This is a genomic window from Actinomadura rudentiformis (assembly GCF_008923185.1).
GTDB lineage: Bacteria > Actinomycetota > Actinomycetes > Streptosporangiales > Streptosporangiaceae > Spirillospora > Spirillospora rudentiformis.
The window spans coordinates 50383-73539 of the sequence record NZ_WBMT01000013.1; the positions used below are offsets into that span (position 1 = coordinate 50383).

Here is a 23157-nt window from a genome sequence, read left to right on the forward strand (position 1 = left end):
CTTCCGGATCAGCCCGGCGTGATGAAGCCCGTCTCGTACGCGAGGATCACGGCCTGGGTGCGGTCCCGGGCCTGGAGCTTGCCCAGCAGGTTGCCGACGTGGGTCTTCACCGTCTGCGGGCTGACGAACAGCTCCGTGGCGATCTCGGCGTTCGAGTGCCCCTTGGCCATCAGCCGCAGCACGTCGGCCTCGCGCTCGGTGAGCTGGGCGTGCCAGCGCGCGCCGCCGCCGCTCCCCGCACCGCCGCCGTGCGTGGCGGCCAGCGACCGGATCGCGGCCGGGAAGAGCAACGTGTCCCCGTGCGCCACCATGCGGATGGCATGGAGTATCTCCTCGGGGCGCGTCCGCTTGAGCAGGAACCCGCTGGCGCCGGCCTTGAGCGCGTCGTAGACGTACTCGTCGTTCTCGAACGTCGTGACGACGATGACCCGGGGCGGCGCCGGGTTCTCCATGACGCGCCGGGTCGCCTGGATGCCGTCCAGCTTGGGCATCCGGACGTCCATGAGGATCACGTCCGGTTCCAGCCGCTTCACCTCGGCGGGCACGTCGGCGCCGTCGGCGGCCTCGCCCACCACGGTGAGGTCGGGTTCGGCGTTGATGATGGCGGCCAGACCGGCGCGGATGAGCCGCTCGTCGTCCACCAGAAGGACCCTGATTGTCATGATCCAGACCTTAGGGGCAGCGACACCGCGACGCGCCACCGGCCGTCGTCCGGCCCCGCGGTCACGTGGCCGCGCAGCACGGTCACGCGCTCGCGGATGCCGTCCAGACCGCGGCCGCCGCTGTGGTGCCCGGCGGACGCGCCGCCCAGCGGATTGCTCACCTCGACCTCCAGCCGGTCGTCGCCGATCGTGATGCGCAGCCGCACCGGCACCTTGCCGGCGTGCCGCAGCGCGTTGGTCAGAGCCTCCTGGACGATCCGGTAGGCCTCGCGCGACACCGCAGCCGGGGCGTGCTTGATGCCTTCGTCCACCTCGGCGTCAAGCTTCACGCCTGCGATGCGGGTCTGTTCCAGCAGGCGGTCCACGTCCTTGAGGGTGGCCTGCGGGGCGGTACGCGGTGAGGCGTCCTCGCGCAGCAGGCCCAGCACGTGGTCGAGGTCCTCCAGCGCGGAGCGCGCCGACTCCTCGATCGCGCCGAGCGCCTCGCGGGCGAACGCGGGGTCGGTGTCGAGCACCCGCCCGGCCGCGCCGGCTTGCAGCGTGACCACGCTGAGAGCGTGCCCCACCGAGTCGTGCAACTCGCGCGCCAGCCGGTTGCGCTCGGCCAGCTTCACGGCCTTGGTCTCCAGCTCGGCCAGCCGCTCGGAGGGCGACGGGCCGAGGAAGACCGGGGCCAGCCGGCTCAGCGTCTCCCCCGCCGCGATGATGAGCGCGAGGAGCACGAACACCATCAGCAGCCCGGCCGGTGGGCCGAGCCACTCCCACGAGCTGTGCTTCCAGTCGTGCAAGGGCGACTCCTTGTCGGAGGCGTACCGGCCGCCGATGAACGGGAAGAGCAGCAGCGCGATGGCGAACGGCGGGAGCGCCAGGCTCATCGCGGCGATCACCACGCCGACGTGCAGGTGCAGGCTGAACCACGCACCGGCGCGTATCCGTGACTCCCAGGTGGCTGACGGCCGCGCGTTCAGCTCCCCGCTCGCGCCGCGGAGCAGTTCCCTCGCCGCCACGCTCTCCAGCGGCCGCACGATCGGGACCAACCCGGTGACGAACGCCGCGAGGATCGGCGCGACGAGCACCATCACGCCGGCGATCCAGTTCTGGGGCATCAGTGGGGCGAACCCCACGAGCAGCATGCCGAGGAACCAGTAGGGCATGAGCAGGGCGCCGCCCACGACGAGATACGACCACCGCCGCCAGGTGGTCTTGTCGGTGACGCGGCGCAGAACCTTGGACACACCACGATCCTTACAGATCACCCGGACCTGGTACTCCCCCGCAGGTCCGGCACAGTGTCCCCGTGATTCCCCCGGACGGGTGAGGTCAGCCCTTGCGGCTCTGGTCGTTCTTCTCCGCAAGCTTGGCCAGCCGGGCGTTGTAGGCCGCCAGCTCGTCGTCCTCGTGCTGCGCCTCCGCGGCGGCGGCCCGGTCGGCCTTGCGGTCCAGCCGTTTGGCCTGCCGCTGGTCGTCGAAGTACCACTGGAACGCCAGGACGACCAGCACGATGAACGTGGGTATCTCGCCGAAGCCCCAGGCGATGGCGCCGCCGGTGTGCTGGTCCTTGATGACCGAGGTGCCCCAGGGCGGGTTCACGGCGGTGTACCAGGCCTGGGCGAGCGGCTGCCCCAGGTTCATCAGCGCGAGGCCGAAGAACGCGTGGAACGGCATCGTCACGAACAGCAGCAGGATGCGGCCCGGGTAGGGCAGCTTCTTGGGCGCGGGGTCGACTCCGATCAGCACCCAGAAGAACAACGTCCCCGAGAGCAGGAAGTGGATGCTCATCGCGATGTGCCCGAGGTGGTTGCGCATCGCGCCCTCGAACAGCGAGGTGAAGTACAGCGTGAACGTGCTCGCCACGAAGATCACAGTGGCCACGGCCGGATGCGCGATGAACGCGGTGACCTTGCTGTGCAGGGCGACGGTCAGCCACTCGCGCGGCCCGCGGTCGCCCCGGACCTTCGCCGGCTTGAACGCGCGCAGCGCGAGCGTCACCGGTGCGCCCATGACCAGGAAGATCGGCGACAACATCGACAGCACCATGTGCTGGACCATGTGCACGCTGAACAGCACCTGCGCGTAGCGCGCCACGCCGGTCTCGGTGACCGCCACGATGGTGAGCAGCCCGATGAACCAGGAGACGGTCCGGCCCATCGACCAGGCGTCGCCGCGCCGCCGCAACCGGATCAGGCCCGCCACGTACAGCCCGCCGAGCACGACCACGAGCACGGCGAAGAAGAAGTCGAACGTCCACATGGACGCCAGCCGCCCCGGCGTGATCTCGGGCGGCATCTCGTACCCGGTGAGCGCCTTGATCCGGGACTCCTCGGTCGCAGGCGCGGGCGGCGCGGTGCGCGCCAGCGCCACCGCGAGCCCCATCGTCGCGGCCATCACCGCGACCTCGACGCCGGCGAGCCGGGTGAAGGCCAGCGGCTTGCGCGCGGCCACGGCGGGGAGCGTGCGCTCCCGGTGCCACCAGCCGAACCAGCCGAGCACCACGAAGAAGGCGATCTTGCCGAGCGCCAGCCGCCCGTAGTCGGTGCTCAGCAGCTCCGCCGGGTCGGGCAGCCGGGCGATCACGTTCACCAGCCCGCTGGCGCCGACGGTGATGTAGCACCACAGGGCCATCCGGCTGAACCGGTCGGCCATGACCTCCAGCTTGCCGCGCCCGGTCAGCGCGTGCACGACCAGCAGCCCGAGCCCGCCGACCCACGGCACCACGGCCGCGACGTGCAGCGCGACGCCCGTGACGGCCACCGAGTGGTTGGCCGCCGAGGCCGCGTGCCCGGTCAGCGGCGGCGGCAGCAGGGCCACCACCGCCATGGCGAGCAGCCCGAGCGCCGCGCCGGGCGTGGCCGCCGTCCGGGCCAGCAGCGCGACGACGACCGCGAGGAGCACCACCAGCATCAGCGCGGTGCCCTGCGGAAGCTGGCCCACATAGCTGCTGAGCTCGCTGCCGGTGACGACCTGCCCCACCGGCTCGCCGAGCACGTCGGCGACCGTGAAGATCAGCGTCCCCGCGGCCGCCGTGGCCCACGCGGCGGCGACCCACGAGCCGGCCCGCAGGTAGGTCACGGCGTCGTCGGAGAGCGTCGCCGCCCGTCCGCCGGTGATCGGCAGCAACACGGCGGCCGCCAGCAGCGCGCCCACCGTCACGGCGGCGCACAGGTCCATCAGCAGGCGGGAGACCGGCAACCCCCAGCGGGTGACCACGCCGGCGTCGCCCAGTCCCGGGATGATCTTCTCCGCCACCGCGCCGCCGAGCACCAGGCCGGCGACCAGCGTGCCGACCGCCGCCGCGAACGCGATCACGGCGACCCGGAGGACGCCCAGCGTGCCCTTATTCACCGCCCGCACCGTGCTTGCTCTTGGCCCGGAGCACGATGCCGACTCCGATGCCGATGCCGACCAGCAGCCCGACCACGATCATGATCCACGTGGCCCCGCCGCCGGAACCGGACTCCTTCGCCGCCTTCTCCGCCTTGAACGTCGGCGGGTCGGTCATGGGCTGGGCGGTGGTCGGCAGGGCGGTCTCGGCCGTGTCGCCGCCCTGCTGGGCAGCCGTGAGCTGCTCGCCCTCCGTCGCGGTGAACCTGAGGTCGGCGTTCTCGATCCGGTGCCCGTCCTCGCCCACCACCGCGTACGCCACGGTGTAGGTCCCGGCCGGGAGGGCGCCGTTCAGCTTCTGCGTGACCGTGGGCCCGGACCGCGTGGCCTCCCCGGACTGGAACTCCTTGCCCTTACCGTCCTTGACCAGCACCTTCGCCATTCTGATCGTGTCGCTGAAGACGAGTTCGACCTGGTTCACCCCTGCGGCCGTGGCGTCCTTGCCCGGCGTGCTGCTGATCAGCCGGGTGTGCGCCAGCGCGGGTGCGGCGAAGACCGCGCCGAAGACGAGAAGCAGTGCGGTGACAAGACCGGCACGCCGGGCCCGCACGCGATGTGTGGTGATCATAGGAGGCCGACATTCTCCAGTCAGGGATTGAAGCCAACCACACCCTACTGAGCCTCCGCCATGGGTGCGCCGCGGGGCGAGAACAGGCCGATCAGAGGGTGGTGAGGATATGGGATCGGCCGTGGGACTCGAACTCCGCGCGGAGCGCCCTCGCGCGGGCGGCGTCGAGGGGCTCGTAGGTCAGAGCGCGGCCGGGACGGTGCCAGACGGGGTCGGCGGCCTCCCACCGGTCGCGGCGGAGGGGACGCTTGTCGACCTTGCCTGTGGCCGTGAGCGGCATGGAGCCGACGACGCGGACGAAGCGCGGGGCCCACTTGGTGCCCAGGTCGGGCTGGGCGGTGAGGAAGGCGGTGAAGGCGTCGGGGTCGAAGAGGCCGTGAAGTTCGAGTGCGGCCATGACCTGGTCGCCCGTGCGCGGGTCGGGCACGGGATAGACGGCGCACATGACGACGGCGGGCCAGCGGGAGAGGATGCGTTCGACCGGGGCGGCCGCGAAGTTCTCGCTGTCCACCCGGAGCCGGTCGGCGCCTCGTCCGGCGAAGTAGAAGAAACCCTTCTCATCGCGGTAGCCGAGGTCGCCGCTCCAGTACTTGCCGTCCCGGACCCGTTCGGCGTCCGCCTCGGGGTTCTTGTAGTAGCCCTCGAACGCCGACGCGACGTTCAGGCCGACGATCTCGCCGATGGCGTCGGGGTTGAGGAGCCCGTTGTGGTCGTCGAAGCGGGCCCGGGGGCATTCGGCGCCGGTCTCCGGATCGAGGATGGCCACCTCGATGCCCGGTTGGGGCAACCCCAGGGCGTCCGGGGGTGTTTCGGGCGTCTTCTGCATCGAGATGGCGCCCTCGCTGGAGCCGTAGCCCTCGATGATCCGGCAGCGGAAACGTTCGCTGAAACGGGCCATGTCCTGGGCGGAGGCCTCCGTGCCGAAACAGGCCTGGAGGGTGTTGTCAGCGTCGGAGGGGTGCTCCGGGGTGGCCAGGATGTACGCCAGGGCACGGCCGACGTAGTTGAAGTACGTGACGCCGAACTTTCGGACGTCGGGGAGGAAGCTCGACGCGGAGAACTTCCGGCGCAGTGCCACCGTGGCCCCCGCGTGCACGGCCATCGCGAAGTTGGCCATGAGCGCGTTGCCGTGGAAGAGCGGCATCGCGACATAGGTGACGGACTCGCGGGTGATGCCCATCCTCGCCGACATCACGGCGATCGCGGCGAGCCTGCCCTGGCTGCAGGCCACCGCCTTGGGCGCTCCGGTGGAGCCGGAGGTGAAGAGGAGCAGCAGCCGGTCCCCAGGGCCGGCCAGGACCGGCTCGGCGGGGGCCGATAGGGAGAGCGGAGTGTCGACCAGGAGCAGGCGTTCGGCGCCGGTGTCCAAGCCCTCCAGGAGCGCGGCGTGGGCAGTGTCGGTGACGATGAGGTCGCAGTCGGTGTGGCGGATGTCGGTGGCGAGCTCCTGGCCGCGCCGGGTGGGGTTGATGCCCACGACCGTGGCGCCGGCCAGCGTCGCGGCGCCGATCCAGAAGACGTACTCCGGCACGTTCTCCAGCAGGACGCCCACGTGCGTGCCGGGTGACAGCAGCCCGGCTCGGCGCCGGGCCGCCGTCACGACCTCGGCCCAGGTGTACGACTCGTCCTCGAAGCGCAGCCCGACATGGTCGTCGTCGGCGCGCGCCAGCAACAGGTCCGCGAAGGTCACGATCGCCACCCGGCGAGCGTGTCACCCAAGCGATCGCTTGGTCAAGGCCTTCTGGGCTCTCAGACGCCCGCGCAGGTGAGGGCGCGGCGGTAGGCGGCCATCCGGGGCTCCGGCGGGGCGCCCGTCTCGGCGAGGAGCTCGGCGAGGTCGAACCAGGCCTGGGCGGCCTCGCGGGAGGACTCCATCTCCTCCAGGTGGGTCGCGGCGCGGGTGAGCACGTCGATGGCCCGGTCGCGGCGGCCGAGGCGCACGCACGCCTCGCCCAGGACGGTGAGGGCCCAGGCGGTGGCGCGGCGCGGGGCGTCGCCGAGGAGGTCGAGCGCCTGCTCGGCCAGCTCTGCCGCCTCGGCTGGACGGGCGAGCGCGATCTCGGCGCGGGCGAGCTCGGTCAGGCACCAGGCGACGTCGATCTCACCGGCGGCGCTGGCGTTGATCTCGCCGCGCACCCGGGTCAGCAGGTCGTGGGCGCGGCCTGCCTGGTCGGGCCGGGCCCGCAGCAGCAGCCCGGCATAGGCGATGCGGAGCCGGTGCAGGTTGCGCGGGTCGGCGCTCAGCCCGCCCTCGGGCTCCTCGCCCGCGAGCACGAGCGCGCGCTCGGCCAGGGCGACGCCCTCCTCGTACTCGCCGCGCACCTCGGCGACGTAGGCCGCCTCCCAGTAGGCGGCCATGCGGGCGCGCGGGCTGCCGATCCGCTCGGAACGCTCGATCAGCTGGCCGGCGAGCTGGCGGGCGCGCACCAGGTCACCGCGTTCGATGAACGCGGCGAGCAGGGCGGCGCCCAGGTGCACGGCGGCGTCGGTCGAGTCGGCGCCGATCGCGATGAGGTGCCGCAGCGCCTCCTCGGCGACCTGCACGCTGGCGCTGATGTCGCCGCGTTCACGCAGGCACCGGCTGAGCGCGACGTGCACCTTGGACCAGTGGTCGAGATCGGCGTCGGCGGAGGCCTCGGCGGTCAGCGCCCGGAGCCCGGCGATCGCCTCCTCCAGCTGGCCCGCCGCCTCCAGCGCCAGGGCGTGGCCCCAGCGCGCCTGGTGCAACATCTCCGGCAGCGCGACCGCGTCGGCGTTGGCCAGGACCTCGGCGAAGCGGGCCCGCGCCTCGGCGGCGGCCCCGTTCTGCAGGGCGATCTCGGCGTAGTCGAGCGTCACCCTGAGCTCGTCGACGACGTCCTCACTGACACCGCTGACCAGGTAGGTCGGCGAGCAGCTCAGCTTGGCGGCGAGCAGCTCGATGACACTCGGAGCGGGCACCCGCTTGTCGCTCTCGATCAGCGAGATGTAGCTGTCGGACAGCTCCGGGAACGCCAGCTGAGCCTGGCTGACGCCCTGCCGGATGCGAAGCGCCCGGATGCGCTGCCCCAGTGTCTCCCGATCCATCGTGTGACCACCGCCTACCAGGTTCTCACCGCTGCGTCGCACGCAGGGCGAGGAAGAAATCGACTCGATCTTCCAGTGTGCCGAGATCCCGCCCGGTTAGTTCCTCGATTCGGCGGATCCGGTACCGAAGCGTGTTCACATGGACATGCAGCCGCGTCGCGGTGCGGCTCCAGGAGCCCGAGCAGGCCAGGAACATCTCCAGTGTGTGCACGAGATCGGCTCGCTTGTCGGAGTCGTACTCCTCCAGCGGCCCCAGCAGGCGGTCACGGAACGACCACCGCACCCGCTCCGGCACGGACGCCAGGAGCAGCGCGTACGAGTCGACCTCCCCGACCAACTCTCGCATTCGCACCTCGGCAGGCTATACAGGGCGTCCCGTCCCAGTACAGGAGGGGGCCCTGCTGTACTGGGACGCATGAGTCTGTCAACGCACGTCCTCGACACCCACCGCGGGCGCCCGGCCGCCGGGGTGCCGGTCCGGCTCGACCGGCACGACGGGGACACCTGGCAGTCCCTCGCGGACGGCGTCACCGATGACGACGGCCGCTGGACCGCCCTCCGGCACCCGCCGGAAACAGGGACCTATCGCCTGAGATTCGGCACCGGCCCGTACTTCATGGAGCTCGGCGTCGCGACCTTCTATCCCGAGGTGTGCGTCATCTTCGCGGTGCCCGACAGCGGAACGCGCCAGCACGTGCCCTTGCTGGTCAGCCCGTACGGCTACTCCACGTACCGCGGCAGCTGATCTGAACCGACCGTTACACGAATACCGGTTCGACCGGATCAGGGCACGGGCAGTTAGGGTGTGCTCGTTTCTTCTGATCAAGCCGGACTCGGAGCACGGGACGATGTCGCACGCCACGACCGCCGGGGAGGCCGGCGGCCCTCCGCCCGCGGACGGCCCGCGCGGCCCGCTGGACAGGTTCTTCGACCTGACCGGGCGCGGGACCACCGTCACCCGCGAGCTCCGCGGCGGGGTCACCACGTTCTTCGCGATGGCCTACATCATCCTGCTCAACCCGATCATCCTCGGCGGGGCGAAGGACGTCACGGGCGCGACCCTGTCGATCCCGCAGCTCACGACCATGACCGCGCTGTCGGCCGCCGTCGCCACCGTCCTCATGGGCCTGGTCGGCAACACGCCCCTCGCGGTGGCCGCGGGCCTGGGCATCAACGCCGTCGTCGCCTTCCAGGCGGCGCCGGTGATGACCTGGCCCCAGGCGATGGGCCTGGTGGTGATCGAGGGCGTCGTCATCGTGCTGCTGGCCGTCTCCGGCGTCCGCGAACGGATCATGAACGCGATCCCGCTGGCGCTCAAGCACGCGATCGCGGTGGGCATCGGCTGCTTCATCGCGCTGGTGGGCCTGGTGGACGCGGGATTCGTGACCTCCAGCGCCCAGAGCCCGCCGCTGAGCCTCGGCACCGGCGGCCACCTGCGGACGTGGCCGGCCGTGGTGTTCGCCTTCTCCCTGACCCTCATGATCGTGCTGTACGTGCGGAAGGTGCCGGGCGCGATCCTCGTCGGCATCGTCGCCGCCACCGTGCTGGCCGTGGTCATCCAGGAGAACGCGGCGATCCCCAAGGGCGGCTGGGGCGTCGTCACCCCGGACATGCCCGGCACGCTGGTCGCCACCCCCGATTTCGGCCTCCTCGGCCAGGTGGACCTGTTCGGCGGGTTCGCCCGCGCCGGGTTCGCCACGGCGCTGGTGGTGCTCTTCACCCTCGTGCTCTCGGGGTTCTTCGACGCGATGGGCACGATCCTGGGAATCAGCGACGAGGCCGGGCTGATCGACGAACGCGGCCAGGTGCCCCGCCTCGGCCGCGTCCTCACCGTGGACGGCGTCTCAGCCTCGCTGGGCGGCATCACGAGCTCGTCGGCCAACACCGTCTTCGTGGAGTCGGCGGCCGGCGTGGGCGAGGGTGCCCGCACCGGGCTGGCCAACATCGCCACCGGCGCGCTGTTCACCGTCGCGCTCTTCCTCACCCCGCTGGCCGCGGTCGTCCCGGCCCAGGCGGCCGCGCCCGCGCTGGTGCTGGTCGGCGCGCTGATGATGACTCAGGTCGCCAAGCTCGACTGGAACGACCTCGGCATCGCCATCCCGGCGTTCCTCACGATCATCTTCATGCCGTTCACGTTCTCGATCACGATCGGCATCGGCATGGGCGTGGTGAGCCACGCCCTCATCCAGGCGGCCCGGGGCCGGTGGCGCCAGGTCTCCGTCTGGCTCTGGCCGGTCGTCGTGCTCTTCCTGCTTTTCTTCGCCATCAGCCCCATCGAGGACTGGCTCGGCGTGAAATAGCCGTGTCTCAGCGAGCCTCCGGGGCCGCGAAGAGCTCGTAGAGATCGTCCAAGCGGATCATCAGCAGCGCGACCACGGCCACCGCGACGGCCGTTATCACCATTCCGGCGAGCGGCGGCGAGCCCGCGGCGGACGCGGCGACCAGACCCGCCACCGCGGCGCAGATCAGCAGCACGTTGCGCACGACGTGCCGCCGGCCGATGGGCGCCGTGCTCGCGCCGAAGCACCGGCAGGAGGTGCTCACCCCGCCGCGCAGCGCGGCCACCATGGCCACGCTGAACGCGCCGAGCAGCACCGCCGCGACACCCAGCCCGGCCGCGGCCGTGACCGGGAACAGGACCAGCAGCGCGGCCGCGATCTCGGCGGCCACGACCACGCGCCCGGTCCACGTCGCGGCCGGGCGGCTCACCTCGCGGCGGCGCAGGGCCGCGCCGAGCAGGATGCGGGTCGTCCGGGTGAACTCGGTGAACGCCGCCCGGTCGCGCACCTTGCCGAAGGCCGAGACGACGAAGATCAGGCAGATCAGGCCCCGGGCCCCGAACGCGACGTATTCCACCGGATGATCATGATCCGGGGCCGGGACGGGAGTCAAGAGGTGGGGATCGGGGTCCTTGTGTCCTCCGATTTGAAACTGCGTACTCCGATTTGAACGCCGCTGACGAAGTTCTGGGTGTCAAATAGTGCCGTCATGGCGTAAGCAGAAGGTAGGGCCTTACCCCCTGCGTGAAAGGCTGGCAGCTGGTGTCCGCGGACAATCCCCCCGATCCGCCCCCGCGCGGTCACGTGCTGCTCGCGCCGGACAGGTTCGCCGGGACGCTCACCGCGCCCGAGGTGGCCCGCCACCTCGCCATCGGGCTGCGCCGCGCCCGGCCCGCGGTGCCCGTGGTCGAGCTGCCGGTCGCCGACGGCGGGGACGGCACCGCCGAGGCCGCCGTCGTGGCGGGCTACCGGCGGGTCGAGCTCGAGGTGTGCGGGCCCACCGGCCGTCCCGTCACCGCCTCGCTGGCGATCAACGGCCGTACCGCGGTGGTGGAGCTGGCCCAGGCCTCGGGGTTGCGGCGGCTTCCCAACGGCAAGCCCCAGCCGCTCACCGCGACCAGCCTGGGCACCGGGCAGATGGTGGCGCACGCGCTGCGCCTGGGGGCGCGGCGGATCGTACTGGGCCTCGGCGGCGGCGCCTGCACCGACGGCGGCGCGGGCCTCGTCCAGGGTCTCGGCGGCCGGCTCCTGGACGCCACGGGCAGGGACCTGCCGCCGGGCGGGGCCGCGCTGCGTTCGCTGCACGCCCTGGATCTGCGCGCGCTGCCCGACCTGTCCGGTGTCTCGATCATTCTCGCGGGCGACGCCGTCGACCCGCTCCTCGGCCGCAACGGCGCGGCCGCCTCGTCGTTCGGGCAGCACGGCCCCCGCAAAGGTGCGAGCAGGGAAGAGGTGCGGATTCTCGACGCGGGCCTGCGCCGCTGGGCCGACCTGGCCGAGGCGGCGTCCCGCAGGCCCACCCGTGACCGGCCCGGCGCGGGCGCGGCGGGCGGCGTCGGGTTCGCGGCCCTGGCGTTCCTCGGCGCCCGGTTCGAACCGGGCATCGCCCTGCTGCTCGACCTGCTCGGATTCGCCGAGAAGGCACGGGGAGCACGGCTGATCGTCACCGGTGAGGGGACGCTCGACGTCCAGACGCTGCGCGGCAGGCCGTCGGTCGGGGTGGCCAGGGCCGGGGCGCGCGCCGACGTGCCGGTGGTGGCCGTGGCCGGGCGGCGCGGACTGACCGGCGAGCAGCTGCGCCGCGCCCGTATCCAGGCAGCCTACGTGCTCACCGACATCGAACCGGACGGCGACCGGTGCAGGCGCCAGGCGGGCCCGCTGCTCGAACAGCTCACCGTCGCGATCGCCGACGAATGGCTGCCGCCGCGCGGCCCGCACGACTGATGCGCGACCGATCCGGGGCCGGCCTGGGACTGATCTGCTGCGCTTTACATCATGTTAGGAATGCGGGGAATGCCTATACACGTTGAAGATGGCAGGAGGAGGCCGCCGCACCGCACGCTGTAGGCGTACATGCAGGGTAGGCGTACATGCAGGCGTGCATCCTGGTCACATCCCTGGTCAACGATGATCAAGGGCAACGTCGGAGGACATCGTGAAGGTCGGCGTTCCGCGCGAAATCAAGAACCACGAATACCGGGTGGCCATCACCCCGGCGGGGGTGCACGAGCTCACCCGTCACGGGCATGACGTGTTCGTCGAGCGTGGTGCGGGCCTGGGCTCCCAGATCCCGGACGAGGACTTCGCCGCGGCGGGGGCCAAGATCCTGGACGGGCCGGACGAGGTGTGGGCCGAGGGCGAGCTGGTCCTCAAGGTCAAGGAGCCCATCGCCGACGAGTTCCACCGGATGCGCCGCGGCCAGACCCTCTTCACCTACCTCCACCTCGCCGCCTCGCGCGCGTGCACCGACGCGCTGCTCGAGTCCGGGGTGACCGCCATCGCCTACGAGACGGTCCAGCTCCCCAACCGCTCACTTCCCCTCCTGGCCCCCATGTCCGAGGTGGCCGGGCGGCTCGCCCCTCAGGTGGGCGCCTACAACCTGATGCGCTTCAACGGGGGCCGCGGCGTGCTGCCGGGCGGCGTGCCGGGCGTCGCCCCGGCCAAGGTCGTCGTCATCGGCGGCGGCGTCTCCGGCCTCAACGCCGCCCAGATCGCCGTCGGGATGGGCGCGGACGTCACGATCCTGGACGTCAACGTCGACCGGCTCCGCCACATCGACGCCATCTACCAGGGCCGCCTCAAGACCCTGGTGTCGAACGCCTACACCGTCGAGCAGGAGGCCCGCGCCGCCGACCTGGTGATCGGCGCCGTGCTGATCCCGGGCGCGAAGGCCCCGACGCTCATCTCCAACACCCTGGTCTCGCACATGAAGCCCGGCTCGGTGCTCGTCGACATCGCGATCGACCAGGGCGGCTGCTTCGAGGACTCCCGGCCCACCACGCACGCCGACCCCACCTACAAGGTGCACGAGTCGGTCTTCTACTGCGTGGCCAACATGCCGGGCTCGGTGCCCAACACCTCGACGTACGCGCTGACCAACGTCACGCTCCCGTACGCCGTGGCGATCGCCGACAAGGGCTGGCAGGGCGCCCTCCGCGACGACGACGCGCTGGCGCTCGGCCTCAACACCCACAACGGCCGCCTGACCTACGACCACGTCGCCGAGGCGCACGGCCTCCCGTTCACCCCGGTCTCCGAAGTCCTCGCCTGACGGCCGTACAGTGGCCCCCATGGGGCAACTGATCATCCTGCGGCACGGCGAGACCGAGTGGAGCCGGGACCGGCGCCACACCGGCCGGACCGACCTCCCGCTCACCGCGCGCGGCGAGGATCAGGCCCGCGCGGTGGCACCGCTGGTGGCGGCGCGGCATCTCGTCAGCGTCGTCGCCAGCCCGGCTGAACGCGCCGTCCGCACGGCCGGGCTGGCCGGGCTGACGGTGACCGACGTCGACTCCGATCTCTGGGAGTGGGACTACGGCGGTTACGAGGGCGTCACCAGCGCCGCGATCCGCGAGGAACGGCCGGGCTGGTATCTCTGGGACGACGGGGTGATCCCCGGTGACGCCGACCATCCGGGTGAGTCCGTCGAGCAGGTCGGCAAGCGCGCCGACGCGGTGCTGGCGCGCGTCCGGCCGCTGCTGGGCGACGGCGACGTGGCCCTGGTCGCGCACGGGCACGTGCTGCGCGTCCTCACCGCGCGCTGGCTGGAGCTGGAGCCCGCCAAGGGACGGCTGTTCGCGCTGGACACCGGCTCGGTCTCCACGCTCGGCACCGAGCACGGCCGCCCGGTGATCACCTCGTGGAACGTCCCACCGCCGGCCTGAGCGGGTAGAATACCCCCTGGGGGGTAAGCCCTCCAGCGAGTGTTCGTGGGCAGGCCCCCGACGGACGGCCCCCCGACGAAAGGCGACGACGATGGCGACCGAGACTCCGACCCGCGGCTACACCGCCACCAAGGACCAGCTCCAGACCCGGCTGCGCCGAATCGAGGGCCAGGTCCGCGGCATCGAGCGGATGGTCGAGGACGATCGGTACTGCATCGACGTCCTGACCCAGATCAGCGCCATCCAGGCGGCGCTCGACAAGGTCGCGCTCGGGCTCCTGGACGGGCACGTGCGGCACTGCGTGGCCGAAGGCGCCGAGGAGGGCAAGAGCGACCTGATGTCCACCGAGCTGATGGCCGCGGTGGGCCGCCTCATGCGCCGCGGTTGACCGCGCGTCAGGAGGCGATCGACCAGGTGCTGACGGCCTCCTGGTGCTCTCGGGTCAGCTCACGTGCGCGCTTGGCGTCCGGCGAGTACCGGATCCGTTGCGGCAGAACGTGCGTGGTCCGGTAGAGGCCCTTGAGGGTCAGCGTCGCGGCGATGTCCGAGGTGGGGAGCCCTGGGAGCCCGTACATCCTGCGTGCCCAGCGCGGCAGCGTGGCGACGACCAGCATCCCGATCCCCGGAGCAGCCAACTTGAGCGGCAACATCTGCCGGGGCACGTTCGGGTTGAACATGCGGCGCAGGCCCACCCGGGCCTCCTTGCACGCCCAGAGGTGCGGGCGCATCCCCTCGTAGTAGTCCCTCATCTCGGCGACCGTGGCGGGGACGCCGGCGGGATCGAGGCCGACCACCTCGGCGGCGCGCCGCTGCTCGTCCACGAACCGGTCGGCGTCGGCGTCCGACAGCGGCACGCCGGCGCGGCGCGCGACGTCCAGGTAGGAGTCGACCTCGCCCATGTGCACCCAGAGGAGGTTCTCCGCGTCGTCGATGCGGAAGGTCTCGCCGGTGCGCATGTCGAGCCCGGTCAGCTTGGAGTGCAGCTTGCGGATCCGGCGGCCGACGCGGTCGACCTCCTCGTGCGTCCCGTAGGTGCGCACGCGCACGAACTCGACGGTCCGGCCGAGCCGCGCCCAGGCGGCCTGGGGGTCCATGAGCTCGGAGTTCTGCGCGGTCCCCCACATCGACCGTGGGTGGAGCGCCTGCAGCAACAGGGCCCGGACGCCGCCGACCATGAGCACCGGCTCGCCCATGACCCGCCAGGTCACCGAGCCGGGCCCGAACAGCCCGTAGTCCTCGTCACGCACCTGGTTCCGCCTTTCTCCGCATGCCGAAGGGAACCACACCGCCCCGAAGTAATTAAAGACTTATTGCCCAGTTATGACCTGCGTCACACCGTTGTCACCTGGTCCGGGACCGGTCAGCGGTCGGCGAGGCGGGTGACGAAACGCTGACCCGACCAGGTCTGGTCCACCGCGCAGACCTTGTTGTCGACCATCCCGGTGGCGAGCCCGTACTCCCGGACGACGTCGTCGGACAGGTCGGTGGCGACCCCGCTCGACTTCTTCGGCCAGGCGATCCAGAGCCCGCCCGCCGTGTCGAGCCGCGACCGCAACGCCTCGTACCGCCGCTCCAGCGTGGCGAGATCAGGGCAGAACGCCAGGATCACGTCGTACGGGTCGCGGCCGGACGGGCGCCGGTGCAGGACAGCACCGGGCGGGAGCGGGTCCAGTTCGAAGCCGTCGGGGGCGCCGACCATCAGCACCCGGTGCTCGGGCCTGATGCCCAGCTTCCGGGGCAGCGGGGTGCCCGAATAGCCCGCCTGCGCGGCCATCAGTCCACCGCGGCGTCGTCGACGGCCTCGTCCGCCTCGGCCGGCTCGGTCTGCTCGGACACCCAGGCGAGGTAGTCCATGCTGCCCGCCACCACGGGAGTAGCGATGATCTCCGGGGTGTCGTAGGAGTGCCCGTCTGTGATCAGGCTCGCCAGCTCGTCGAACCGGTCGGCGGTGGTCTTGAAGACGACCATCCACTCCTCGGCGTGCTCGATCTCCCCCTCCCACCAGTAGGTGCTGGCGATGGGCCCGACGAGCTGCGCGCACGCCGCGAGCCGGTCGGCGACCGCCGACTTGGCCAGCTCAGCCGCCTCCGCCCGCGAGTCGGTGGTCGTGGTCACCTGAACGTACGCCTGCGCCATGGCAAGCTCCTTCCCCCACCACCGATCGTAGTCGCGGCGCGGGCCGCTTACCTGGCGGGACGCACGACGAGCGCGGCGCCGCCGCCGCGGCGGACCGGTTCCGCGACGGCCTGCACCAGGCCGGGACGCAGGAATTCCAGGCCGGTGGCGGCACCGATGACGCCGACGGGCGGCCCCTGGAAGGGTTCCAGCTTGTGGCCGCGGGCGGCGAGAGCCGCGCCGTACCGCGTGACGAACGCCTGCTCGGCGAAGACCGCCGGGGTGTTGCGCTGGGTGGCGCGCGGCGCGGCCAGGGCCGTGGGCAGGTCCATGCCGAGGTCGATGCGGTTGAGCAGGATCTGCAGCACGGTCGTGATGATCGTCGAGCCGCCGGGCGTGCCCACCGCGAGCATCGGGCGGCCGTCCCTCAGCACGACCGTCGGCGCCATGCTGCTGCGCGGGCGCTTGCCCGGTCCCGGCAGGTTGGGGTCGGGCGCCGCGCCGGGTGCGGGCGGCTGCAGGCTGAAGTCGGTGAGCTCGTTGTTGAGCAGGAAGCCGCGGCCCGGCACCGTCAGCCCGCTTCCGCCGAACTGCTCGATGGTGATGTTGTACGCCACGACGTTGCCCCACTTGTCGGAGACGACGAGGTGGGTGGTCTGCGGCCCCTCATACGCCAGCGCGCGCGTCGACTGGCCCGGCGGGATGCACGGGGTGTAGCGGCCGTCGGGCGAGCCGGGCGCCACCGGGGCCTGGGCCGCCTGGCCGGGCTTGATCAGGCAGGCGCGCTCCCTGGCGAATCCGGTCGAGAGCAGCTCGTCCAGCGGCACGTCGACCTTTTCCGGGTCGCCGACGTACCGGCCACGGTCGGCGTAGGCGAGCTTGCTGGCCTCCAGGTAGTAGTGCAGGGTCCGGACCGGGTCCTTGGGGCCCAGCCGGAAGTTGCTCAGGATGTTGAGCGCCTCACCGACGGTGGACCCGCCGGACGAGGACGGCGGCATCCCGTACACATCCAGGCCGCGGTACGTGACGCGGGTTGGCTTCTTGGACAGTGCCTTGTAGGCGCGCAGGTCACGCGATTCCATCAGGCCGGGGCGGACGTTGCGGGTGGACGCGGGGTCCACCGGCGGGCGCTTGACCGTCCGGACGACCTCACGGCCGAGTCCGCCCTCGTACAACCAGCGCGGCCCGCGCTCGCCGAGCTCGCGGTAGGTGCGCGCCAGGTCAGGATTGCGGAACGTCGAGCCGACCTCCGGCAGCCTGCCACCGGGCAGGAACAGGGACCGGCTGGGCACGATGTCGCGGAACCGCGCCTCGTTGGTGGCGGTCTGGTCGCGGAACTCCTGGTCCACGACGAAACCGCGTTCGGCGACCTTGATCGCGGGTTTGAGCAGGGTGCGCAGGTCCCGGCTGCCGAACCGGCGCAGGCCGAGCTCCCACTGCGCGACGGTGCCGGGCACGCCGACGCTCAGCCCGCTGGTGACGGCCTGGTCCATCGGGATCGCCTTGCCGGTGGCAGGGTCCACGAAGGAGGTCTCGGTCATCGCGTTCGGCGCGGTCTCCCGGCCGTCGAGGGCGTGCACCTTCCGGGTCCTGGCGTCGTAGTAGACCATGTAGCCGCCACCGCCGATGGCCGCCACGTAGGGCTCGGTCACGCCCAGCGTCGCGCTCGCCGCGACCGCCGCGTCCATCGCGTTGCCGCCCCGTTTGAGGACCTCGATGGCGGTGCGGCTCGCGTCCGGGTCGACCGTGGAGACCGCGCCCCCGTAGCCCGTGGCCACCGGCTGCCGCGGCGGCGGCGTCGCGGCCGTCGCGGCCGGGGCAGCCGGAGCGGCAGAAGCCGCCGGGAGCGGTGCGACGAGGGAGAGCGCGAGGGCCGGTAGAACGGCGGTCAAAGCGGTACGGCGGTGTTTCGTGCTGGGGGACACGGAACCTCCTGGAATGCGCATCGCCCCCACCGTCCCATCGATCTCTGCCGGCCGCCAGCGCCCCGGCCGACCCCGGCCTTACGGGATCGCTCCCACCAAGGGAAGCATGTCCGAATCGTGGGAAGACGTTGCGGTTTTACCTCTACCTGGTGAATTCTTAGGAACTTCAGCAAGCTCTGTCTCGCGAACAGCGGCGCGGGTTCAGGCCAAGGGACACCTATGACCTGGGACATCCGCATGCGTAACGACATGTTCCGACGGTTGCCGGTGGAGCAGGCGACCGGACAGTTGTACGGGGGTCGGCACCGGCTGCGCGTCGTCTACCGGACCCGAGACCTCATCGTGCTCGGCCTCGGCGTCATGATCGGCGCAGGGATCTTCAAGGTGGCGGGCCAGCAGGCGGTGAACAACGCGGGCCCGGCAGTGATCATCTCGTTCGTCGTGGCGGGGGTGGTCTGCCTGCTGGCGGCGCTCTCGTACGCCGAACTCTCCTCGATCATCCCGGTCGCGGGGAGCGCGTACTCCTTCAGCTACGTCGCGTTCGGCGAGGTGTGGGCCTGGGTGGTGGGCTGGTCGCTCATCCTGGAGCTCCTGCTCGCCACCTCCGTGCTGGCGCGCGCCTGGTCGCTCTACGCGACGCAGGCGCTCGCCGACTTCGAAGTCCCGATCCCCGAGCCGCTCGCCGGGATCATCGGCCAGGAGAAGGGGTTCGACCTCTTCGCGCTGCTGATCCTGCTCCTCGTCGTGGTGATGCTGGCCACCGGAAGCCGGCTGGGGCTGCGCACACTCTGGTTCATGGTGCTGGCCAAGCTGATCGTGCTCGGCCTCGTGATCGCGACCGGGCTGAAGTTCTTCGAGCCGGCCAACCTCACCCCGTTCGTGCCCCCGGCCCAGCCCGCGCCGGACACCAGCAGCCAGACCGTCCTGGACGCGATCTGGAACGGCATCACCGGCGGCAGCCCGCAGGTCTTCGGCATCTGGGGGATCCTGGCCGCGACGCCCGCCATCGCGTTCGGCTACATCGGCTTCGACCTGATCGCCACCGCGTCGGAGGAGACGGAGGACGCGCCGCGCAAGGTGCCGCGCGGCATGATCGCCTCATTGGCCGTCACGATCGTGCTCTACATCGGCGTGGCCATCGCCATGATCGGCATGGTCTCCTACAAGAACCTGGATCCGGACAAACCGCTGCTGGCGGTGGCGTTCGGCAAGGTGGGCGCCGACTCCATGGGCAAGATCATCGACGTCGGCGTGGTGCTCGGGCTGACCACCGTCATCCTGGTGCTGGTCATCAGCCTGACCCGGGTGCTCTTCTCCATGGGACGCGACGGCCTGCTCCCGCGCGGCGTCGCCCAGATGAGCCGGTTCAAGGTGCCGTCCCGCGCGACCCTGGTGGCCGGAGTCGCGGCGATCGTGATGTCGCAGACCCTGGACGTGCTGACGCTGGAGCAGATGGTCGTCATCGGGACGCTGTTCGCGTTCATGTTCGTGGCGGCCGCGGTGCTGGCGCTCCGCCGCGACCGGCCCGACCTGCACCGCCCGTTCAAGGTCCCGGCCGCCTCGCTGACCGTGCTCGTCACGATCCTGGCGATCGGCTGGCTGCTCCTCAACCTGCAGGTCCAGACCTGGAGCTACTTCGCGATCTGGATGGCGATGGGGATGACCGTGTACGTCGTGTACGGGCGCCGCAAGAGCCAGCTGCGCGAACTACTGGAGACGGCGGCCGCGGGCCCGCCGCTGATGCCCGCCGCCGTACCGCTCGCCGCTCCCCCGCCCGGCTCGCCCCCTGCGGCGGCCACGCCGGGAGGAACGCCGGTCGCCCGCTCGCAGACGACGGGCGCGTTCGCCGCCGACCCGTACCACTTCAGCACGCGTCCGGGCGACCCGTACCCGAGCGACCCGTACCCGAACGACCCGTATCAAGGTGACCCCTACTACCAGGGCGACTCGTACCCGAGCGATCCCTACCGTCACCCGCCGCGCCAGTCCGGCCAGCAGCCCCCGGCGCAATACCCGACCGGCCAACCCCCCACCGGCCAATCCCTGACCGGCCGGTTCCCGTCCGGGCAGTACTCGTCGGATCCGTACCAGAGCACCCCACGCCGTCCCAGCCCGTACGACCCCTATGACCCGTACGCGGACGAGCCAGGCGAGGAGAATCCAGACCCACCGCCGGCGGGCGGGCGGCATCGCCGCTGAGGCCCGGACCAGAGGCCGTCTCCCTTGACCGGGAGGCGGCCTCTGTTCTGTTTGTACGGGACTAGGGGGTGGACGGACGGCGCCGGCCGGGTTATGTTCTTCTCAGAAAGAGATTGACTCACCTTGAGATCTACTCACAAGGAGATCAACACATGGACCCGGAGCCGCGGCGCGACGAGCGGGAGTTCCTTGCGAACTACGACCCCCGGGACTACGACCCGGTCGCGGTGACCGTGGACGTCGTCGCCCTGACCATTCGCGACGGTGGCCTGCACGTGCTGCTGGTCCGGCGGGGCAACGCCCCGTACGCCGGGATGTGGGCGCTCCCCGGCGGTTTCGTCAGAGGCGTGCGCGACGCCGAGGACCTGCCCGACGCGGCGGTCCGGGAACTGGCCGAGGAGACCGGGGTCAGTGCCAAGGGCGGCGTGCTCGGCCGCGTCCACCTGGAGCAGCTGGGCACGTACGGCACTCCCGGCCGGGACCCGCGCATGCGCGTCATCTCGGTCGCGTATCTGGCGTTCGCACCCGAGCTCCCCGACCCGGAGGCGGGCAGCGACGCCGTCGACGCCGCCTGGGTGCCGGTCGACGCGCTCGGCCTCACCGAGGCCGCCGACCAGCGCCCCGGGACCACCCGCAGGCTCGCCTTCGACCATGCGCGGATCCTGAGCGACGGGCTCGAACGCGCCCGCGCCAAGCTCGAATACACGCCGCTGGCCACGGCCTTCTGCGCGGGCGAATTCACGATCCCCGAGCTGCGCGCGGTCTACGAGTCGGTCTGGGGCGAGGAGCTGCACGCCGGCAACTTCCACCGGAAGGTCCTGTCCGTCCCCGGCTTCGTGGAGAGCACCGGGAGCACCTCGGACAAGGGCGGCCGGCGCGGCGGTCCCCGGCCCAAGCTCTACCGCGCGGGCGACGCCCGCCTCCTGCACCCCGCTCTGCTCCGGCCCAGCCGAGAGGAAGAGATCAGATGACTGACAGAAATCAGAGGACGCCGTCTTCGCAACGGCCCGTCGAACTCGACGAGGCGCTGGCCCGGCTGGACCGGGTGCGCACTCCGGCCGACCTGTTCGGCACCGACGCCGCCGATGCGGCCCGGAGCTACCGGCGGCTGGCCCGCCTGGTCCACCCGGACGCCACCGGTGGGCGCACCCTCGACGCGTTCACCCGGCTCAACGCATTGTGGCGGATCTACAGCCGGGACGACGCCGCCACCCTGACGACCCGCCACCACTCCTACCGGCTCGGCGGCGTGAAGGCCGAGGGCGACCTCGCCAACCTCTACTCGGCCTCGTATGACGGCGCGCGTCCCGCGATCGTCAAGCTGCCGCGCGACCCGCGCGACAGCGACCTGGTCGAACGCGAGGCGGTGGCACTGCGCCAGCTCCCCGAGGACGGCGACGAGCGGTTCCGGGCCTACGTGCCGCGGCTCATCGAGACGTTCCGGCACCGCGACGCGGCGACCGGCGAGCAGCGGCAGGCCAACGCGATGGCCGCGCTCGACGGTTTCCACAGCCTCGCCGACGTGCGCGCCGCCTACCCCGGCGGGGTGGATCCGCGCGACGCGGCCTGGATGTGGCGGCGCCTGCTGGTGGCGCTCGGGTTCGCGCATGGCGCGGGTGTCCTGCACGGTGCCGTGTTGCCCGACCATGTGCTCATCCATCCGGAGAAGCACGGCCTGGTGCTCGTCGACTGGTGCTACTCGGTGCCCGGTTGCTACTCGTACGCCGACGCCACCGGCCGCGTGCCCGCCATGGTCGACCGCTACACGTCCTGGTACCCGCCGGAAGTCCCGGCGCGCCAGCGGGCGAGCGCCGCCACCGACATCTTCATGGCCACCCGGTGCATGACCGAGCTCATGGGCGGGGCAGACCGAACGGGCACCGCGCCCAAGGCGATGCGTCTGTTCGCCAAGGGTTGTCTGCTCACCTCGCAGAAGCGGCGCCCAGACGACGCCTGGAAGCTGCTGGGCGAGCTCGACGAGCTCCTGGAACGCCTCTACGGGCCGCGCCGGTTCCGCCCGTTCCACATGCCGGACCCCATATCCACCCGACCCACACCTACGCCCGACCCCACATCCACCACCCGGTGATCTGAAGGAGGACACCATGGGAAGCGGACACTGGTCCACCGACGTCTACGCCGCCGCGGCGAGCTACCGCTCGGCCACCGGTGCGAGCGCCTTCGCCTACAGCGACAGCGGCGCCACCACCGTCCATCCCGATCTCGACCCGCGCGGCGTGACCGTGCGGGAGAGCCGGGACTCCGACGACCATCCCGAATCGCTGGCCATCGCGGTGCTGTTCGACGTCACCGGCTCGATGGGCACCGTGCCGCGCACGCTGCAGTCCAAGCTGCCCGACCTCCTCGGCCTGCTCCTGCGCAAGGGATATGTCGAGCACCCGCACATTCTGTTCGGCGCGGTCGGCGACGCGACCTGCGATCGCGCCCCGCTGCAGATCGGGCAGTTCGAGGCCGACAACCGCATGGACGACGACCTCGGCAAGATCTACCTTGAGGGGGGCGGCGGCGGTCAGATGACCGAGTCGTACGAGCTCGGCATGTACTTCATGGCCCGGCACACCTCGATCGACTGCTTCGAGAAGCGCGGCAAGCGCGGCTACCTCTTCATGATCGGCGACGAGCTGGCCTATCCGAAGGTCAAGCGGCGCGAGATCGCCAAGGTGATCGGCGGCGAGCCCGGCGGGGACATCCCGGTCGAGGAGATGCTGCGCGAGCTGCAGCGCATGTACGAGGTCTACTTCATCATCCCCGAGGGCGCCTACCACTCGCAGAGCCGGAAGCTGAAGGACTTCTGGCAGGGCCTGCTGGGCCAGCACGTGCTCTACCTGGACGACCTGGACGCCGTCTGCGAGACCATCGCGCTCACGATCGGGCTCGCCGAGGACGCCATCGACCTCGACGAGGGTCTGGAGCACCTCGACGAGTTCGGTTCCGACGCCGGCGCCTCGGTCTCGCGGGCGCTGGCCCGGCTGGACGCGAACCGCGCCCCGGTCGCGTCATCCGCCGTCCCGGCCGATCTGCGCGGCGCGCCGTCGGCCACGACCCGGCTGTAGGTCT

General features: G+C 71.4%; 21 protein-coding genes and 1 pseudogene. 10 read left to right on the top strand and 12 right to left on the bottom strand.

Going from position 1 to position 23157, the window contains the following annotated elements; all coding sequences use genetic code 11:
- Positions 1–8: 8 nt before the first annotated feature.
- The 7 genes and pseudogenes from F8566_RS26370 to F8566_RS26400 form a co-directional block, all read right to left on the bottom strand.
- Positions 9–662, bottom strand: a complete 654-nt coding sequence (locus F8566_RS26370; RefSeq protein WP_151564424.1) for a response regulator — start codon at positions 660–662, stop codon at positions 9–11.
- Positions 659–1897, bottom strand: a complete 1239-nt coding sequence (locus F8566_RS26375; protein ID WP_225993547.1) for a sensor histidine kinase — start codon at positions 1895–1897, stop codon at positions 659–661. The genes F8566_RS26370 and F8566_RS26375 overlap by 4 nt, the downstream gene beginning before the upstream one ends.
- A gap of 85 nt (positions 1898–1982) precedes the next feature.
- Positions 1983–4004, bottom strand: a complete 2022-nt coding sequence (locus F8566_RS26380) for a cytochrome c oxidase assembly protein (RefSeq protein ID WP_151564425.1) — start codon at positions 4002–4004, stop codon at positions 1983–1985.
- The gene (locus F8566_RS26385; RefSeq protein ID WP_151564426.1) at positions 3997–4611 is read right to left on the bottom strand and encodes a copper resistance CopC family protein; all 615 of its coding nucleotides are present in this window, start codon (positions 4609–4611) and stop codon (positions 3997–3999) included. Before F8566_RS26385 ends, F8566_RS26380 begins: the two co-directional genes overlap by 8 nt.
- Positions 4612–4702: 91 nt before the next feature.
- On the bottom strand, positions 4703–6310 hold the full coding sequence (locus F8566_RS26390) for an AMP-binding protein (protein ID WP_225993548.1): 1608 nt from the start codon (positions 6308–6310) through the stop codon (positions 4703–4705).
- Positions 6311–6360: 50 nt separating this feature from the next.
- Complete coding sequence (locus tag F8566_RS26395; protein ID WP_151564427.1) at positions 6361–7677, bottom strand: helix-turn-helix domain-containing protein; 1317 nt, start codon at positions 7675–7677, stop codon at positions 6361–6363.
- Between the two features lie 25 nt (positions 7678–7702).
- Positions 7703–8026: pseudogene (locus tag F8566_RS26400) on the bottom strand (PucR family transcriptional regulator); the annotation flags it as partial.
- Between the two features lie 66 nt (positions 8027–8092).
- On the opposite strand from F8566_RS26400, the gene uraH reads away from it, so the two are divergent.
- Positions 8093–8422, top strand: a complete 330-nt coding sequence (uraH, locus tag F8566_RS26405; protein ID WP_151564429.1) for a hydroxyisourate hydrolase — start codon at positions 8093–8095, stop codon at positions 8420–8422.
- Positions 8423–8525: 103 nt separating this feature from the next.
- Positions 8526–9977: an NCS2 family permease gene (locus F8566_RS26410; protein ID WP_151564741.1), complete on the top strand. Its 1452-nt coding sequence runs from the start codon at positions 8526–8528 to the stop codon at positions 9975–9977.
- A gap of 7 nt (positions 9978–9984) precedes the next feature.
- Here the strand turns inward: F8566_RS26410 and F8566_RS26415 are convergent, their stop codons facing one another.
- Positions 9985–10533, bottom strand: a complete 549-nt coding sequence (locus tag F8566_RS26415; protein WP_151564430.1) for a MauE/DoxX family redox-associated membrane protein — start codon at positions 10531–10533, stop codon at positions 9985–9987.
- 182 nt (positions 10534–10715) lie between these two features.
- Between F8566_RS26415 and F8566_RS26420 the strand changes: the two genes are divergently transcribed.
- The 4 genes from F8566_RS26420 (at position 10716) to F8566_RS26435 (ending at position 14228) form a co-directional block, all read left to right on the top strand.
- The gene (locus F8566_RS26420; protein ID WP_225993581.1) at positions 10716–11900 is read left to right on the top strand and encodes a glycerate kinase; all 1185 of its coding nucleotides are present in this window, start codon (positions 10716–10718) and stop codon (positions 11898–11900) included.
- Between the two features lie 211 nt (positions 11901–12111).
- Complete coding sequence (ald, locus tag F8566_RS26425; RefSeq protein WP_151564431.1) at positions 12112–13227, top strand: alanine dehydrogenase; 1116 nt, start codon at positions 12112–12114, stop codon at positions 13225–13227.
- A 19-nt stretch (positions 13228–13246) separates the two neighbouring features.
- A complete protein-coding gene (locus F8566_RS26430; protein ID WP_151564432.1) occupies positions 13247–13840 on the top strand; it encodes a histidine phosphatase family protein in 594 nt (197 codons plus the stop codon).
- A gap of 91 nt (positions 13841–13931) precedes the next feature.
- The gene (locus F8566_RS26435) at positions 13932–14228 is read left to right on the top strand and encodes a metal-sensitive transcriptional regulator (RefSeq protein ID WP_151564433.1); all 297 of its coding nucleotides are present in this window, start codon (positions 13932–13934) and stop codon (positions 14226–14228) included.
- A gap of 7 nt (positions 14229–14235) precedes the next feature.
- Here the strand turns inward: F8566_RS26435 and F8566_RS26440 are convergent, their stop codons facing one another.
- The 4 genes from F8566_RS26440 to ggt form a co-directional block, all read right to left on the bottom strand.
- Positions 14236–15087 carry an oxygenase MpaB family protein gene (locus F8566_RS26440; protein WP_225993550.1) on the bottom strand — a complete coding sequence of 284 codons (852 nt, stop codon included), beginning with the start codon at positions 15085–15087 and terminating at the stop codon, positions 14236–14238.
- Positions 15088–15200: 113 nt separating this feature from the next.
- Complete coding sequence (locus F8566_RS26445) at positions 15201–15614, bottom strand: DUF3052 domain-containing protein (RefSeq protein ID WP_151564434.1); 414 nt, start codon at positions 15612–15614, stop codon at positions 15201–15203.
- A complete protein-coding gene (gene cutA, locus F8566_RS26450; protein ID WP_151564435.1) occupies positions 15614–15976 on the bottom strand; it encodes a divalent-cation tolerance protein CutA in 363 nt (120 codons plus the stop codon). Before cutA ends, F8566_RS26445 begins: the two co-directional genes overlap by 1 nt.
- Before the next feature lie 47 nt (positions 15977–16023).
- A complete protein-coding gene (gene ggt, locus F8566_RS26455) occupies positions 16024–17880 on the bottom strand; it encodes a gamma-glutamyltransferase (RefSeq protein ID WP_225993551.1) in 1857 nt (618 codons plus the stop codon).
- Positions 17881–18099: 219 nt separating this feature from the next.
- Between ggt and F8566_RS26460 the strand changes: the two genes are divergently transcribed.
- The 4 genes from F8566_RS26460 (at position 18100) to F8566_RS26475 (ending at position 23153) form a co-directional block, all read left to right on the top strand.
- A complete protein-coding gene (locus F8566_RS26460) occupies positions 18100–20079 on the top strand; it encodes an amino acid permease (protein ID WP_225993552.1) in 1980 nt (659 codons plus the stop codon).
- Between the two features lie 152 nt (positions 20080–20231).
- Complete coding sequence (locus F8566_RS26465) at positions 20232–21050, top strand: NUDIX hydrolase (RefSeq protein WP_151564437.1); 819 nt, start codon at positions 20232–20234, stop codon at positions 21048–21050.
- Positions 21047–22168 carry a molecular chaperone DnaJ gene (locus F8566_RS26470; RefSeq protein WP_151564438.1) on the top strand — a complete coding sequence of 374 codons (1122 nt, stop codon included), beginning with the start codon at positions 21047–21049 and terminating at the stop codon, positions 22166–22168. The genes F8566_RS26465 and F8566_RS26470 overlap by 4 nt, the downstream gene beginning before the upstream one ends.
- Before the next feature lie 16 nt (positions 22169–22184).
- Positions 22185–23153 carry a hypothetical protein gene (locus F8566_RS26475; RefSeq protein ID WP_151564439.1) on the top strand — a complete coding sequence of 323 codons (969 nt, stop codon included), beginning with the start codon at positions 22185–22187 and terminating at the stop codon, positions 23151–23153.
- Positions 23154–23157 lie beyond the last annotated feature (4 nt).

What these genes read in the sequence shown, in the direction of transcription:
- F8566_RS26370 (WP_151564424.1), bottom strand. Translation starts at nt 662, where the DNA reads ATGACAATCAGGGTCCTTCTGGTGGACGACGAGCGGCTCATCCGCGCC.
- F8566_RS26385 (WP_151564426.1), bottom strand. Translation starts at nt 4,611, where the DNA reads ATGATCACCACACATCGCGTGCGGGCCCGGCGTGCCGGTCTTGTCACC.
- F8566_RS26395 (WP_151564427.1), bottom strand. Translation starts at nt 7,677, where the DNA reads ATGGATCGGGAGACACTGGGGCAGCGCATCCGGGCGCTTCGCATCCGG.
- uraH (WP_151564429.1), top strand. Translation starts at nt 8,093, where the DNA reads ATGAGTCTGTCAACGCACGTCCTCGACACCCACCGCGGGCGCCCGGCC.
- F8566_RS26410 (WP_151564741.1), top strand. Translation starts at nt 8,526, where the DNA reads ATGTCGCACGCCACGACCGCCGGGGAGGCCGGCGGCCCTCCGCCCGCG.
- F8566_RS26430 (WP_151564432.1), top strand. Translation starts at nt 13,247, where the DNA reads ATGGGGCAACTGATCATCCTGCGGCACGGCGAGACCGAGTGGAGCCGG.
- F8566_RS26435 (WP_151564433.1), top strand. Translation starts at nt 13,932, where the DNA reads ATGGCGACCGAGACTCCGACCCGCGGCTACACCGCCACCAAGGACCAG.
- F8566_RS26445 (WP_151564434.1), bottom strand. Translation starts at nt 15,614, where the DNA reads ATGGCCGCGCAGGCGGGCTATTCGGGCACCCCGCTGCCCCGGAAGCTG.
- cutA (WP_151564435.1), bottom strand. Translation starts at nt 15,976, where the DNA reads ATGGCGCAGGCGTACGTTCAGGTGACCACGACCACCGACTCGCGGGCG.
- F8566_RS26460 (WP_225993552.1), top strand. Translation starts at nt 18,100, where the DNA reads ATGACCTGGGACATCCGCATGCGTAACGACATGTTCCGACGGTTGCCG.
- F8566_RS26465 (WP_151564437.1), top strand. Translation starts at nt 20,232, where the DNA reads ATGGACCCGGAGCCGCGGCGCGACGAGCGGGAGTTCCTTGCGAACTAC.
- F8566_RS26470 (WP_151564438.1), top strand. Translation starts at nt 21,047, where the DNA reads ATGACTGACAGAAATCAGAGGACGCCGTCTTCGCAACGGCCCGTCGAA.
- F8566_RS26475 (WP_151564439.1), top strand. Translation starts at nt 22,185, where the DNA reads ATGGGAAGCGGACACTGGTCCACCGACGTCTACGCCGCCGCGGCGAGC.